The sequence below is a fragment of the Alteromonas sp. IB21 genome (assembly GCF_016405965.1).
In the GTDB taxonomy this organism is placed as follows: Bacteria; Pseudomonadota; Gammaproteobacteria; order Enterobacterales; family Alteromonadaceae; genus Alteromonas.
The window spans coordinates 108610-124197 of the sequence record NZ_JAEFCD010000004.1; the positions used below are offsets into that span (position 1 = coordinate 108610).

Here is a 15588-nt window from a genome sequence, read left to right on the forward strand (position 1 = left end):
ATGTTCCTCCTAAGCTCTTTAATAACTAAATCGCTATACCATAGCGACTGGAATAAACTGGTCTTTCCCTGCCACTTTTTCAGCTTCTGTTGCAGGGCGAACCTGGCCGCGCTCTGAAACAAACTGAATATTGGTATCGCCAGCATTACTGTTTACAAACTGACGGAAACGCTTGCGCGCTTCAGGGTCTTCGATAGTGGTTTTCCACTCACATTGATACGCGTCAACCACGGTATCCATTTGCGCTTCTAGCTCGTCGTTAATGCCCAAGGCGTCGTTTATCACCACATCTTGAAGATAAGCTAAGCCGCCTTCTAGGTTATCCATCCACACTGAAGTACGCTGTAGGCGATCGGCAGTCTTCACATAGAACATCAACACGCGGTCGATATATTTGATAAGGGTTTCGGTATCTAAGTCGGTGGCAAACAAGTCGGCATGGCGGGGCTTCATACCGCCGTTACCGCATACATACAAGTTCCAGCCCTGCTCAGTGGCAATAACACCAATATCTTTACTTTGGGCCTCGGCACATTCGCGGGTACAGCCTGATACAGCAAACTTGATTTTGTGCGGTGCACGTAAGCCTTTATAGCGATTTTCTAAATCGATGGCGGTGCCTACTGAGTCTTGTACACCATAGCGACACCAAGTACTTCCCACGCACGACTTCACAGTGCGCAGCGCTTTCGCATACGCATGACCGGTTTCAAATCCCCCCGCTACTAGCTTCTCCCAGATGTCAGGAAGGTGTTCAACACGCGCGCCGAATAAATCGATACGCTGCCCACCGGTTATTTTGGTGTACAGGTTGTACTCTTTCGCCACTTCACCTAACAAAATCAATTTCTCTGGCGTGATTTCTCCGCCTGGCACCCGTGGCACAACGGAATAAGTCCCGTCTTTTTGCATGTTGCCAAGGTAGATATCGTTGGTATCTTGTAACGGTAGGTGGGCCGATTTTAGAATGTAGTCGTTATAAACTGATGCCAAAATAGAGCCCACTGCGGGCTTACAAATTTCGCAACCTAAACCTTCACCATGCTGCTCTAGCAGGTCATCAAACGTGCGAATGCCGTTTACTTTTACAATGTGAAAGAGTTCTTGACGTGTATAGTTAAAGTGCTCACAAATGGCTTTTGAAACTTCAACGCCGCGTTTTTCAAGCTCGCTGTCCACCACGTTTTTAAGTAGCGCTGCACAGCCACCACAGCCTGTACTGGCTTTGGTTTCTCCTTTCACATCCGCTACGCTACAGCAGCCACCTTCAATGGCTGAAACAATATCGCCTTTTGTTACATTCAGGCAGGAACAAATAGACGCGGTGTCGGGTAACGCATCGGCGCCAAGAGCAGGAGCGGCATCCGACGACGGAAGAATAAGGCTTTCAGGATGCTCAGGAAGGTCGATAGCGTTAAGCGCATACTGCAATAACGTATCGTAATCGCTTGTGTCACCTACCAGTACCGCGCCCAGCACTTTCTTTTGTTCACTATCAACAACAAGCTTTTTGTAAACGCCTTCAGGCTGGTTTAAGTAGGTATAACTTAATGCCCCTTCAGTACGTTCGTGCGCATCACCAATGGAGCCAACCTCAACCCCCATAAGCTTCAACTTAGTGCTCATATCGGCACCTGAAAACTCTGCATCACCACCGGTTAGATGACTTACCGCGGTGCGAGCCATAGTATAGCCGGGGGCAACAAGGCCAAAAATTTTGTTGTCCCATAGCGCGCATTCGCCTACGGCGTATATATTCGGATCAGACGTCACGCAATGGTTATCAATAACAATACCGCCACGCTCGCCGAGTTTTAGTGCTGACTTCCTACCAAGCTGATCCGAAGGGCGAATACCCGCAGAAAAAAGGATCATGTCGGTTTCAAGTTCGGTGCCATCGGCGAACACCATTTTATAGCGACAGGTATTTCCCGCTTCAATGCTTTGTGTTGCTTTTTGGGTATGAACGGTAACGCCCAAATTTTCAATTTTATCTTTAAGGACTTTACCACCGGCTTGGTCAAGCTGAACCGCCATTAGCTGTGGCGCAAACTCGACGACATGAGTGTCAAGGCCGGCTTGCTTGAGCGCGTTCGCCGCTTCTAAGCCTAACAGGCCGCCGCCGACAACCACCCCCACGCTACTTACCGCTGCCGAGGCCTCAATGGCAAGTAAGTCATCGATGGTACGGTAGACCAAACAGTGCTCTTGCTCGTTACCGGGGATAGGCGGCACGAAAGGATATGAGCCTGTAGCAAGCACAAGTTTATCGTAACTAAATACCTGCCCCTCTGACGTCGTCACTTTTTTGTTGTCACGGTCTATATCGGTCACCAACGCATTGGTCACTACACTTACGCCCCACTGGGCATACTGTGCTGGGGTGGTAAGCGCTAAATCATCAGCACTTGCGCCACTAAAAAACGAAGATAAGTAAACGCGGTCATACGCGAGGCGAGACTCGCCGCATAAGACGGTTATTTCTACATTGGCGTCGCTTTGGTGAAGCTGTTCAACAAAATGGTGCCCCACCATGCCGTTGCCTACGACGACAATTTGCGTTTTTGAGTCCAATGAAGTCATGGTATTCCCCTTTTTTCGGGACAAAAAAAAGCCCGCTTCAACTTTCGTTGATGCGGGCTTCGTTGCCTATTTTGCTAGTACTGACACTTAGGTTCAGCATATTCTAGCTAACACATTTTACGGAGTGTTATAAATCACACAATTTTCAGCGATTGACACAAATCACTAAAACACACTTTACGTTTAATACTATCCAAATTCAGTGCCAACCGTGTAACACGCTGTTTTTAATAGATTTAAGATAAAAAAGGCAATATTTTTATTTCTAAGCTGCACCAAACAAACGCAAACCTGTGTTCACTTGGTGCATTACTTGATGTTAAAGATTTACGCCAGTTTGTCTGTCGCTACGCGATAGCGAGGGTCTTCTACCACGTTTATCTCAACAAACTTGTCTGCCTTGCGAAGTAGTGAACGACACTCATCGCTAATGTGGCGAATGTGCAGCTTCTTACCTTGCTCTTCATACTTGTCAGCAAGGGTGTCCAGCGCATCAATACCTGACGAATCCCAAATGCGAGAATCTTTAAAATCAATAACGATATCGTTAGGATCGTTGGCAATATCAAACAAATCTTTAAAGTGAGATACCGAACCAAAGAACAGCGGGCCGTCTAGCTCATACACTTTCCAGCCGTCGTTATCGATATGCGATTTCGCTTCAATATGACGGGCGTGTTTCCATGCAAAGACCAGCGCGGAAACGATAACCCCTACCACAACCGCAATAGCCAGATCGGCAATAACGGTAACGCCTGTCACCAAGAAGAGCACAAAGGCATCTTCCTTGTTTACGCCGCGAACAATTCTAAATGACGCCCATTCAAAAGTAGCGATTACTACCACAAACATAACCCCAACAAGGGCGGCTAGCGGGATCATTTCAATAAGCGGGGCGGCGAATAAAATAAAGCCCAACAGTACTAACGCCGCGGTGATGCCTGACAGGCGACCACGACCGCCAGAGTTAATATTAATCATGCTTTGACCAATCATGGCGCAACCGCCCATACCGCCGAAGAAACCGTTAACGGTATTCGCAACACCTTGGCCCACGCATTCTTTGTTACCGCGACCACGGGTATCGGTCATTTCATCAATCAAGGAAAGCGTGAGTAGCGATTCAATAAGCCCTACTAAGCAAAGGATCACAGACGTAGGTAGAACAATCATCACGGTTTCCCAAGTAAAGGGCACCATAGGAATAGCAAAGCTTGGCAATTCGCCGGCTAGCGTAGCGGCATCGCGCTGGTCTGCAGGCAGCAAGTCACGAACAAAGTCAATAACCGTGCGGGCCTCTAAATCTAGGCCGTGCACTAATGCAGTTACCGTAACAATGGCCACAAGCGAAGCAGGTACTGCTTTAGTCAGCTTAGGAAGCAAGTAAATAATGGCCATGGTTAACGCCACAAGCCCTAGCATCCAATATAGCAGCGTACCTTCCATCCACTGAAGTTCACCTGCCGCATTGGTCACTTTAAATTGACCTAGCTGGGCCAAGAAAATAACGATAGCCAAACCGTTTACGAAGCCCAGCATTACTGGGTATGGCACCAGCCGGATAAACTTCCCGAGCTTGAATATACCGCACATAATTTGCAGCAAACCGGCCAAAATAACTGCAGCAAATAGATACTGCACGCCATGCTGGGCAACCAATGCCACCATCACCACGGCCATGGCACCCGTAGCACCAGAAATCATTCCCGGGCGACCGCCAATCGCAGACGTGATTAGGCCCATCATAAACGCTGCATAAAGACCAATCATTGGTTCTACGCCGGCTACAAATGCAAATGCAACGGCCTCAGGTACCAAGGCAAGCGCCACAGTAATACCTGATAGCACGTCGTTTTTAACGTTGCTGTCTTTACTGGTAATTAAATCGAACATGTTCTCTCAGAAGCTAAGAAGTTAAACACAACAACCCACCGTGGCGTAGACCGCGTGAAAACAGTACACCAGGTAAGTAGGAGAATTTTTCGGCGATTCTATCACCATTGTCGCTTAAAATCTTTTAATAGATTGTTACTAAGACAAACCTTAATCCGTAAAGGCCTCTCGCTTTCCCGCCACCAGCTTGTTGCTTGCCTACGTTTTTTATATTGATAGAACCCTGTTTTTGAGGGCTTCCATCGCGCTTATTTTTCTCGCCTTTGCTGACAAATGACGTCGTCCATGGCATCGTATTACGGTATTTTATTAATTTTGTCCGTCAGTGCTCAGGGTTTGAACTAAGTCGAGCATGGCAATGAGACATCGCCGTAAGGCTAGTGCCTTATTCAACGAGGAGTTAAAGTGGTACCTTATATTCTTACTATTTTGTGCGTGTTAGTGGCAGGCGCTATCCATTGGATGTCGCCAAAGGCTTATTGGAAAGCGACCATTATGTCGACCGCCGTTATCTTGTTATTTTCTGTCGCCGCACTGTTTATTTTTAAAGCGTCGGGCATGCTAGTGAGCGAGCACACCGGAGAAAACGCTGATTTCTCAGGGCAAATGCTCACTATCACAACCATGATCGCGTTCTTTGGCTTTCTCATTTCCTTATTTGTAGGGTGGTTTCTTCGAGTAGTGAGAAACTAAGAGACAACCACATTAATAACAATCTCGACGTTTCAGCGCTTTGCGTGTCGGACGTATAAACAGGCCTGTAAACGTCAACAACAGGTTGCACTCATTTGGCGCAACCTTTCACTTCGCTGCAACAATAAGGCACCTGTTACGCCCTCTCAGGCTTAATTTAGAGACTTAATTTAGCGCCTTAATAAAACCATTCACTGCGTCCAGCCTTTATTTTTATTGGCTTTGAAAGAATTTGAGCCCCATCAAACCTTTATGGCTTTCTTATTCAATAAACAGGGCATAAGTGTTGCTTTGCTTAATACGTTACCTCTATTTTTAGCCAAAGTAGTTTTCTTATGCTTCATGACCCCGAACCGACCATTGCACTGTGTAGCGACGCGACTAAGCGCTTTTTACTCGCGGCAAAGCACGCTGAGATTACAGTGCTTGAACAGTTATCGAGTAACTGCCGCATTGTGATTGCAGTGCGAGAACTTATTCATGAACTGCAGAAGGAACGGGGGGCCAGCAATATCTTTCTCGCGTCAAACGGCGAGCGATATCGCACAGAGCGGATGCAATATGTTGCTGCTAGTGAACACGCAGAGTCAACGCTAAAAAGCCAATTGAAATCTCTTTACCTGACTGAAGAGGTCTCCACGGGCAACCCGCGTTTATTGAGTAGCATTACGCTTGCTATGCAGGCCACAGACTACCTACCTCGATTAAGAACCCAAGTGAGTAAGCAAAAGCTAACGCCACTGGAATCGACACGCGCGTACAGCCGTTTAGTCGCCAGTTTACTTACCGTTATTTTTGAAGCGGCGGATATTGCAAGCGACCCTACTATTACTAGATTGCTAGTGGCATTATTTAACTTTATGCAGGCGAAGGAATACGCGGGGCAAGAACGAGCGTGGGGGGCTATTGGTTTTGCAGAAACCCATTTTGATGCGCGTTTATGCGAAAAGCTTACTGCTCTTCAGCAAGCCCAAGAACATCACTTCAACATTTTCTGTGAGTTTAGCTGTAAAGCACATAAAGGCGCCTTGGATACGTTAAATAAAAGCCCTGCCGCTATCGATATCACGCAGCTTAGAAATATGATTGCACAACTTAGTGACGGCAGCCCAATCGCCGGTGAAATTTCAGAAGTTTGGTTTGATGTAGCGACACGCCGCATCGATGCAATGCAGACTATCGAAGTCGCGCTTACCGAAGCCCTTACTCAGCAGGCCAACAATAAAGTAGCCGACGCAAAAAATGAAATGGCGAACCATCAACAGTTGCTCAAACGCTTTAACGATGAACACGCCACCGATGGCTCGCCACTCACCCTATTGTTCGACCCCAGCATGCCGGGCTTAGCGGAAGATAGTAAAGACGACGAGCTTAAAACGCTGCCACTCAACGAGCAAACCAAAACCTTATCTGCCCACCGCTCTTTTTATGATCTACTGCGTTCTCAAGCTCAGCACATCGAGGACATGGGGCGAGAACTTGAAGAAGCCAAACGTGCGATACAGGAACAAAAGCTCATAAGTCGAGCAAAGCTGGTTGTCATGGAACAATTCGGGTTAAGTGAAAATAACGCCTATCGTCGACTGCAAAAACAAGCTATGAGTGAAAACACCACCATTGCGACCATTGCCGCCAAGATAGTAAATATTGCTACGAAACGTGTAGTGAAAAAGTAGCTTAATCCCATTTTTGCTTCAGCGATTACCCAAAATAGCTGAAGATTAATTCCTTCAGGTGCGCCTTCTGTTGCTATAACACTACCTTCAACAAAGGCCAAACCTTACGCCAATTTTTAGATACGACGCGTTGCTCAAAAACTTCAGGTCTAGGGTATTTGGGGTTAATACTTATCGTGCCGGCGAAGTTTGCTTCCAAGCCAAATGGCGCCAGTACATCTACATCGTCATTTGCCAAAAGACGCACCGCTACACAGGTCTCCCGCTCTATCCAATATGAAATGGCTTCACTGCAGCTTTTATAGGCAGAATGATGATGCATCATATGCATACGCGCTTGGTTTTTTACCTGCCAGGTTGCTTGTGGTACTAGACGGGTAAGTTCACGCTCAATGGCTTGTTCCTTCGACTTTACCAACGACAGAACTTCCGACTGAGCGGCTAATTGAGAGAGCGATGCATTTGTGTGTTTACGTTCAGCGCTACTGTGCGGCACAGTAACTTCATCGCAAAAGTAAACGACATCGATATCATTTAGGGGAGTAGGTGAAACCTTTTGATGTAGTTCATCCCAAATGGCATTTCGAACAAACCCTGCGCCAATATACCCTTGTGGTAATGCAAGGGTACGTAAGGCACGAAGGCACCGCATTTTAAAAGGATCGCGCTTGATTATCTCACCAAGCTGTTTACACAACCCATCTTGCTTAGGCTTCACTTTTGATACGCAGTTTGCGTTTCCACTTAATCACATAAAAGCAAAACGCCGCCATGCTTCCACCGGCAAACCAGCCCGCGATAATATCACTAGGCCAATGCACGCCCAGTAAAACTCGGCTCAATCCAATACAAAACACAAGGAACGCGGTGGCAACATAAATCCATACTCGCACTTTCGTACTTTGCGATAGCTGCGTAAGTAAATTAGCCACGTAAAAATATACCAGCGTGGATAGCGTAGCGTGCGCTGAGGGAAAACTTTGTGTATACACATCAACATGCTGCATGGTAAGCGAAGGACGCGGCCTATCGATACCCGCTTTTAGCAAGAATGTCATAGCTATTCCAACCGCGACTGCAATAATAAACGTGAGCGCCTTTTTCTTCTCTCCCGCTATACTCAGAGCACCAGCCACTGATGCCACCACAAAGATAAGCACCGTGTTACTGCCTAGCGCAGTGGTATCTCTAAGCACATCGCCCCGCCAACCTTCGACGTTACCGAGGGTACTAAGTGACTCAAATACACTATTGTCAAAAGACGTGAGCACGCCCATATACACAAACAGCATCACAAGTAAAAAGCCAGTGCCTAGCATTAATACTTGAATTGCTGGGGTCTTAATAAAATCGACGTAGGGGGCATAGGTGCCGCTATTTTTCATATCGCTGCTTTCCATTTCACTCATTCTGTTCAACTTCCAATCGTTACGATAAAAAGCGCTATTTGTTGTGTCACCTTGATGAAGAACTACTATACCTGCGGTAACACGCCGCGATTACGAACATTTTAACTCTCGCTGAGGGCGTGATTACCTATGTGGACTGGTATTACTTCCACCGAGGCAATCAGGAGAAGTTAAGGATTGTCCGCCTCGCGCCTCCCACTCGGCCGGGGTGTAGGTATGGAGTGCTAACGCATGGACCGGCCCTTGTAGTGCCTCAGTTGCAAGACCGTTAATTTCTCGGTGTCTGGCAATCAATCGTTTTCCTTCGAAGGCATTACTTACCACAGTCACTTTAAAGTGACTTTGAGCACCTTCTGGCACATTGTGCATAAAGCTTTCATCAACTACTTCCAGATAGCTTGGGCTAAGTGCGGTTTCAATAGTTGATTCAAGAAACGTTTTTACTTGCATGGGGCTTACCTTGCTCTTTGAATAAGATGTCGAAATGTAAGGTTAATTCTACCACCGATAGGCTTAGCCGTCTTCGCAATACCGTGTACATAATGACTTTGTGTTGCTCCGGCCATAATCAATACGCTGCCGTGCTCAAGTACTTGCGTATACTTTTCTTTTGTTTCTTTATGCTTGAAGACAAACGGTCTTGCTTCACCTAGCGTCACTGAAGCAATAACAGGGTTCATGCCTAACTCAGGCTCGTCATCAGAATGAAAGCTCATGCTATCTTTACCATCTCGATACCAGTTAGCCAGAACACTATTAAACCGTGTACCGTAACTGGGTGCACACAGTGCCTCGCACCGCGTCTTTATTGACGAAAGATTCTTCGTCCATGGATTTGGCGCCATGGTTAAATTCGAGTAGGTATAGGTGCACTCTGGATCGCCATGCCAGCTTTGTAAACGCGGTATTTTTACCGACTTTCCGAACAATTTAATCGTGTCCTGTTGCCAAGGAAGTTCGTTTTTCAACAAGGCAAAGAAGCTATCTGCGTCATCTTGCGACAATGCATTAGGAAAGTACCTAACGTCAGCCTCGGATAATGGCAACGTATAAGGCGACGTTTCTTCTTGTGGTGCCTCGAATAGAGAGAATTGCATGCGTAATTTTTTCGCTTCTATTGGTGCTTGGTTTTAGTTCAATAATGAGAGCCACTGCTATCTATGCTTAACGTTTCCCTGCTAAATACGCAGGCACTATGTAAGTGGATTGATTTAATGACATCCCACCCTTTCACTGATTCAGGAAATGACCTTCACCCAGTCACGCTTCAGCGAAGCAGCAGGAGTAATCCGCAGTTATTGGCTAGAGTGCTGCCTGGGGTGTGATAAGATATGCGTTTACAATCCATCTAATTGACATTCGCAGTAGTGAATGTCGTGAGCCTTTCTTTAAAACAGACGCCAATGAATACAGAATTTATTTTTGCCGACCGACAATTCTCGCTTATTCGCTACCCTGAAAAGCATCAGCATATAAGCCTTCAAGCTTGGGATAGTGCCGACGAACTCATTATAGAGCACGTTGAATCATTATTGAGCGAAGAATCGTTTCCAATCGGTAGCGGTGAAAGTGATGGCTCAATGATGATCTTTAACGATGATTTTGGTGCGTTAGGCTGCTGGTTCTCGCATTTAGCGCCTTACTGGGTATCCGACTCTTACATATCTTTGCGTTCTTTACACGAGAACCTAAAGGCTAACCAATTATTAGATACGTCAGATGCTGATAAACCAGATGAGCTAAAAACGGCCCCTGTTCAAACACTTAGCAGTGTTGAAAGTTCAACGTTTACTCCAGCAAAAGCTCCCCTAATTATTGTAGTAAAAGTCCCACGTGCACTTGCGCTGCTAGAACAGCAGCTGATTGACTTACAGAAATATATTACACCTGACACTCAGATTATCGCGACGGGCAAAGTAAAAGCCATTACAAAATCTGTGCTCAATCTTTTTGAACGGTATATTGGCCCCACAACCACTTCTCTTGCCAAAAAGAAATCGCGGCTAATTTTCACTTCGCCTCGAGCGTCATTAAAACACGCTGACTCGCCTTATCCCACCCGTTGGCAGTGCAAAAGCACAACAGGCACAACGCTAACCATAGATAACCTAGCCAACACCTTTGCACGTCAGTCATTAGATATCGGTGCGCGTATTATGTTAGAGCACATGTCGGTAAGTGCTAATGACGTGGTGGTAGATTTAGGTTGCGGCAACGGCGTACTGGGCGTCAACGCGCTTTCTCTCGCGCCGGATGCCAAGGTTATATTTGTGGATGAGTCTTATATGGCGTTAGAAAGTGCCAGACTAAATGTACTCAATAATTTCCCTGATAAAATAGACCAGTGCGAGTTTGTTGCAAGTAACTGTTTAGAAACACTACTAAAGCGAACATACAAACCTGCTGTTACCAAAATACTGTGTAACCCACCGTTTCATCAACAAAACGCCATCACCGATCATATCGCATGGCAGATGTTCACCGATTCACGGGACTTGCTTATAAAAAGTGGGCATCTTGTTGTGGTGGGTAACCGGCACCTGGACTATCACATTAAACTTAAAAAATTGTTCGGTGGTGCCAAGGTACTTGCGAGCGATAAAAAGTTCGTTATCTTAAGCACTGCGAAACGCTAGGTGCAGAAAAGAAATACGCGAATTAAGGATTACATTTAAAGGCATTTTTATGAAAAAAATACTTTTACCACTGCTTACGGTCGTTATGTTGATAGGCAGCAGTTCAGCAGCTATGGCGAAGAAAGACGATGGTTCTCAGGTTCAGCCAGATAACTATTATCCACGGGTAAAGATTGAAACTACCATGGGTGATATCGTGATTGAACTGGACAGAAGACGTGCACCCATTACGGTAAATAACTTCCTTCGCTATGTAGATAAGCGCGCTTATGAAGACACCATTTTTCACCGCATTGTGCCGGGCTTTGTGGTGCAAGGTGGCGGTTATACGGCCGACTTCAATGGCAAATCAAATTTCCCCGATATCTTTAATGAGTCTGGTAACGGTTTAACCAACGACCTACATACCATAGCAATGGCGAGACAGGGCGACCCGCATACGGCAAATCGTCAGTTTTTCTTTAACGTGAATGACAACAGTAGCTTAAACCCGGGCAGAGATTGGGGCTACGCAGTGTTTGGCGTGATTGTGGAAGGTGAAGACGTTGTTGATGCCATGTCGGAAGTAGAAACCGAATATTCAATCCGCTTGAACGCGAATAACGTTCCGATTGAGCCAATCATTATTAAAAAAATGACCGTGCTACCGCCGTTGTAATGTTAGGACAAAATTACGGTCAGAACTTTTGAAAAAAACAGCCATAGAGGGCATTCCTTTATGGCTATAAATCTAGCCTAAATAAATGCTGCTTTGGGAACGTTTTATCGAAGTAAAAACCCAGCTTTTTGAATCCTAAACGTTGTAAAAGCCTTTGCGATGCCATATTTTCTGGGTGGGTCATCGCGGTTAAAAAGCGATATCCTTCGGAAGCAGACCAGGCTATAACGCACTCACATGCCGCATAACATATGCCACGACCTCTTGCCTCTGGCAGCATAGCAAAGCCTAAATCAGGGCAATCAAACGCAAAACGATTGAATAACCCACAAACGCCCAAAGGCTGTTTAGTGTCTGTCGCCTCAACGGCAAGCAGACCATATCCCCACTCATCTCGCTGCGCGTTGGTTTTACCGATATAGTCGCACGCATCGTCCAACGTATTTACGTTTTTACTACCAATGTATTTGAGCCATAACGGGTCGTGCTGCAACGTAAGCACCCAGTGTTTATCGTCGAAAGTAAGGGGCCGTAGAGTAATATTATCCCTTGTGAAAATAGCGCTGTTTATATTCACACTTAACCTTTTGCCTGAACGCTTTCATTACTGATAACACTAGCCCTTTGCTAAAATCTTGTCTATGTGCTTGATAGCTTCGTTATTCACGTTTGCCGCACGTGGATATTTAGGTTCTGTCCTGTCATTCACTCTTGGATGTTGCCACAGCGAGGTATGGGTCACAAACCGCTCAACTTCAGTAACGCCGCCGTGTTCTAAACAGCCGGCCATGCAGGTATCAATATACGTCTGGTGAACGGGAAATTGTTCACTTGCTGGTTCACACGCTAAGGTTTCGCAAATCCAGAAGGTGAATTGAGAAAGCACATCGTCTATCAACGAAGACTCGTCAGGTTCATAAAGGTGAAAATCAAGCGCGCTTGGACTTACCTCAACAAACCGATAATCTTTTTCTCGCTCCTGTAAGGCGGGGTTAATAAGGGTAGGTATGAGCTGGGCATTTAATTTGCTGTGCGCGTTAGCCACTGCGCCAACGTAGGTCTGTTTTTCTTGAATACTACGCGTTACCCACGCCCGTTCAAAACCTGAAACCGTTACAGGGATCCCTTTTGTGAAAATGTTCGAGTAGCGCTCTCGGCTGTCTTTGCTTAGCAAGCTTCCATAACCTAACACCATGTGTTTTTCGGTTTGATTACTTAGCCAACTCGCTATTTCATTCATTGTCACCTCTACTTCGTAGCCAGTTTCAGATGTTCATAGTACGCTTTTTTCGCCGTTTAGTTTTACAGGAAAAATAAACAATGAGTGCATTTTTTCTTGCTCTAAAACGAGAAAGGCGATGCACCGAGTCCCCTCAATGCATCGCCTTTATTTTTTCGCAAGGGGCTTGTTTGGTTAAAACAACGCTCTTACACCCATAGTGAAGTTTCTACCGGGAAGCGGCGCTTGGTCTTTCAAGAAAGACGTATGAACGCGGGCCTCTTCGTCAGTAAGGTTTTCACCACGGGCAAATACAACCCAATCGATACCTTGAGCACCAAACTCATACTGCACACTGGCATTGACCAACGTGTAGCCGTCTGTAGCCGTCTCGAACGATGCCACTTCAGTTTGATCGTCATACCACGTAAAGCCCACATCGGCACTTAGGCCAGCATTGACGTAGCTTAATTCACTACCAAAGCGCATAGGTGGAGTACGCGGCAGATTGTCATCTTCTATTTCAGCGCGAATATAATCACCAAACACGGTTAAGCGCAGCGTGTCGGTTAGGTCGACATAAGTTTCCGCTTCAAAGCCCCAGATATCAGCATCTGCTTGTTGGAAGTAATAGATAGGCAAACCTTCTTCGTCGCCGTGCTCGTCATGTCCGTGTTCTTCAAGCTCGCCTTCTAACTCTTCTTCCTCATGCTCGCCGTGTTCTTCGTGCTCACTAAGTGCAATCAGCCCCGTGCTTGTTTGGAAGATATAGTCATCTGCCTGATTGTAGAAGAAAGACGCACTGTAGCCCCAGCTTCCAGTAAATTTACGGAACGTGATATCTAAGTTGGTACTTACTTCTTCTTTTACGCCTTTGAGGTTTTCTTCAATATGACCCTCTTCGTCCATATCAAACACCAAGCCCACTTCGTAGCTTTGGGTTGCTAAGTGCTGACCTGCCGAGAAAAGTTCTTGCTGACTAGGGGCTCGTTCGCTGCGTGACAAAGTAACGGCAATAGAGTGACCTTCCTGGTATTCCCAGTTGGCGCCAGCTGAAAGCGACAGGCTGGTAAAGTCATAGTCAGGGAAGTTGAAAGCAACAGCGTGCTCTTCATGCTCTTCACCTTCATGCTCCTCATCATCATGTTCTTCACCGTCATGCTCTTCGTGAAGTACTTCTAAATCAACTTCACTCGCTTCAGCATCAAGTGTAGTGCGTTCTAATCGGCCGCCTAGTTCAAAAGTAACGTCGCCAACTTTTTTCTGCTCGACCACATAAAGTGCGTAGCTTGAAGTGGTATTGGCTGGCGTGAAGGCTTCTTCGCCTTCAGCGTTATAGTCGCTGTGATTGAACTGCAAGCCAAATACGCCGTGCCAACCATTCACTTCTTCGTGATAAGCAGACAAACGAATATCGCTAGATTCGTTCGTAAATACGGTGCCTGGCTCGCCGTCTTCTATTTCAGCATGCTGATAATCGGTGTAGGCCGCAGCAAATTTCAGGTTAGTTAAACCTCGGATAGGTGAGTGCCACTCACCTGCAGCTTGGTAACGGGTCATGTCTACATCAAGCAGCACCCCTTCTTCACCATGCTCTTCGCCTTCATGATCTTCATCGTGCTCTTCGTGTTCTTCTTCGCCGTGGGCATGGCTATGACCAGGAACACCATATTCATTGTCTAGTTGCTCAACCGCGAAACCGAAGTAACCCTCGTCAGCCACATAAGATAAACCAGCAACAATATTGCTCGTTTCCATGGCGCTGCTTTCTAATACACCGTTTGGCTCATCTTCATCGGGGTCGATAGACGCAAAGCCCGGAATATCTGCATTGTCTGTATCGCGATAAAAACCATCAACATGCCATACAATGTTACCACTACCACCGGTTACATCGGCGCGGGTGTAAGAACCATTGTTTACTGTGCTGTAGCTAGTTTCAGCCTCGCCCTCAATGCCTTCAACCTGATACTGGGGAATACGTTTATCAACCACGTTTACTACACCACCAATGGCACCACTTCCGTATTGAAGAGTCGCTGGGCCGCGCAAAATTTCTACCTGAGTGGCGCTTGATAGTGTGGTGGCTACGTTATGGTCTGGACCAACACGAGATACGTCAGAAACATCTAAGCCATTTTGAACAATTTTCACACGTGGGCCATCGTTACCGCGGATCACAGGACTGCTTGAAACAGGGCCAAAATAGGTACTGTGAACCCCAGGGGCATTTTTAAGCGTTTCACCTAGCGTTGGCGCTTCAATTTTACGTAATTTTTCAGCACCGATAACCGTTACTGGGGTAACGGATTCAAGTACCGACGACTGAAGCGCATTAGCGGTAACCACAATGTTCTCGAACGATGAGGGTTCTAAAACGAAGTCGACGTTTTGATCAATACTAACGTCACCTAGGTCGTTATCACCATGGATATAGTTGGAAGAGTAAACATGCAGATGAATATGTGGCTGTTTTACGTCGTCAAAGCGGTAAACACCGTTTTCGTCGGTATACGCTACGCGGCGACTACCTTCAATTTTAACTTCGGCCCCTGCGACTGGCTGGCCTGCCGTGTCTGTGACCTTTCCGGTTACCGTGGTGGCATACACAGGCGCACTTAACAGCCCTGCTATGGACAAACTTAGCAGCGAACGCATTTTCATGGGTATTCCTCTGAGGATGTTATAACATTATTTAGTGATGTTATAACATTCTTAAGCATTGCTTGGCGCATGTCAACCGCAGAATAACGTAACTTTACCTTACCTAAGGCAATTTAATGTTTTGTAACTGTGTGAGCGCAAAGTCCTACTTTTTCTG

13 protein-coding genes are annotated in these 15588 nt (G+C 46.3%); 4 read left to right on the forward strand and 9 right to left on the reverse strand.

Going from position 1 to position 15588, the window contains the following annotated elements:
- Positions 1-33 precede the first annotated feature (33 nt).
- Together nirB and JC525_RS04540 are read right to left on the reverse strand one after the other, a co-directional pair.
- Positions 34-2583 carry a nitrite reductase large subunit NirB gene (nirB, locus tag JC525_RS04535; RefSeq protein WP_198814732.1) on the reverse strand — a complete coding sequence of 850 codons (2550 nt, stop codon included), beginning with the start codon at positions 2581-2583 and terminating at the stop codon, positions 34-36.
- 327 nt (positions 2584-2910) lie between these two features.
- Entirely contained in the window at positions 2911-4476 is a 1566-nt protein-coding gene (locus JC525_RS04540; RefSeq protein ID WP_015066196.1) for a SulP family inorganic anion transporter, read from the reverse strand.
- 405 nt (positions 4477-4881) lie between these two features.
- Here JC525_RS04540 and JC525_RS04545 point away from each other — a divergent pair, with 405 nt between their 5' ends.
- Positions 4882-5169, forward strand: coding sequence for a hypothetical protein (locus tag JC525_RS04545; protein ID WP_014948232.1), 288 nt, complete (start codon positions 4882-4884; stop codon positions 5167-5169).
- A gap of 335 nt (positions 5170-5504) precedes the next feature.
- Positions 5505-6845: a nitrate- and nitrite sensing domain-containing protein gene (locus tag JC525_RS04550; RefSeq protein WP_198814733.1), complete on the forward strand. Its 1341-nt coding sequence runs from the start codon at positions 5505-5507 to the stop codon at positions 6843-6845.
- Positions 6846-6918: 73 nt separating this feature from the next.
- Here JC525_RS04550 and JC525_RS04555 read toward each other — a convergent pair whose 3' ends face one another.
- The 4 genes from JC525_RS04555 to JC525_RS04570 all read right to left on the reverse strand — a co-directional run bounded on the left by JC525_RS04555 (position 6919) and on the right by JC525_RS04570 (position 9351).
- Positions 6919-7497 (reverse strand): nucleotidyltransferase family protein, encoded by a 579-nt coding sequence (locus JC525_RS04555; protein WP_198814795.1) that lies wholly within the window; start codon positions 7495-7497, stop codon positions 6919-6921.
- Between the two features lie 55 nt (positions 7498-7552).
- A complete protein-coding gene (locus tag JC525_RS04560) occupies positions 7553-8254 on the reverse strand; it encodes a phosphatase PAP2 family protein (RefSeq protein WP_233094977.1) in 702 nt (233 codons plus the stop codon).
- A 123-nt stretch (positions 8255-8377) separates the two neighbouring features.
- Complete coding sequence (locus tag JC525_RS04565; RefSeq protein WP_198814734.1) at positions 8378-8704, reverse strand: BolA family protein; 327 nt, start codon at positions 8702-8704, stop codon at positions 8378-8380.
- A gap of 5 nt (positions 8705-8709) precedes the next feature.
- Entirely contained in the window at positions 8710-9351 is a 642-nt protein-coding gene (locus JC525_RS04570; protein WP_198814735.1) for an alpha-ketoglutarate-dependent dioxygenase AlkB family protein, read from the reverse strand.
- A gap of 306 nt (positions 9352-9657) precedes the next feature.
- Here JC525_RS04570 and JC525_RS04575 point away from each other — a divergent pair, with 306 nt between their 5' ends.
- Both JC525_RS04575 and JC525_RS04580 read left to right on the forward strand, forming a co-directional pair.
- Complete coding sequence (locus tag JC525_RS04575) at positions 9658-10890, forward strand: methyltransferase (RefSeq protein ID WP_198814736.1); 1233 nt, start codon at positions 9658-9660, stop codon at positions 10888-10890.
- Positions 10891-10939: 49 nt separating this feature from the next.
- Positions 10940-11548: a peptidylprolyl isomerase gene (locus JC525_RS04580; RefSeq protein ID WP_198814737.1), complete on the forward strand. Its 609-nt coding sequence runs from the start codon at positions 10940-10942 to the stop codon at positions 11546-11548.
- 64 nt (positions 11549-11612) lie between these two features.
- Here the strand turns inward: JC525_RS04580 and JC525_RS04585 are convergent, their stop codons facing one another.
- From JC525_RS04585 to JC525_RS04595, 3 genes are all read right to left on the reverse strand, one after another.
- A complete protein-coding gene (locus tag JC525_RS04585) occupies positions 11613-12125 on the reverse strand; it encodes a GNAT family N-acetyltransferase (protein WP_198814738.1) in 513 nt (170 codons plus the stop codon).
- 39 nt (positions 12126-12164) lie between these two features.
- Positions 12165-12788, reverse strand: a complete 624-nt coding sequence (locus JC525_RS04590) for a gamma-glutamylcyclotransferase (protein WP_198814739.1) — start codon at positions 12786-12788, stop codon at positions 12165-12167.
- 174 nt (positions 12789-12962) lie between these two features.
- Entirely contained in the window at positions 12963-15431 is a 2469-nt protein-coding gene (locus JC525_RS04595) for a TonB-dependent receptor (RefSeq protein WP_198814740.1), read from the reverse strand.
- Positions 15432-15588: the final 157 nt, after the last annotated feature.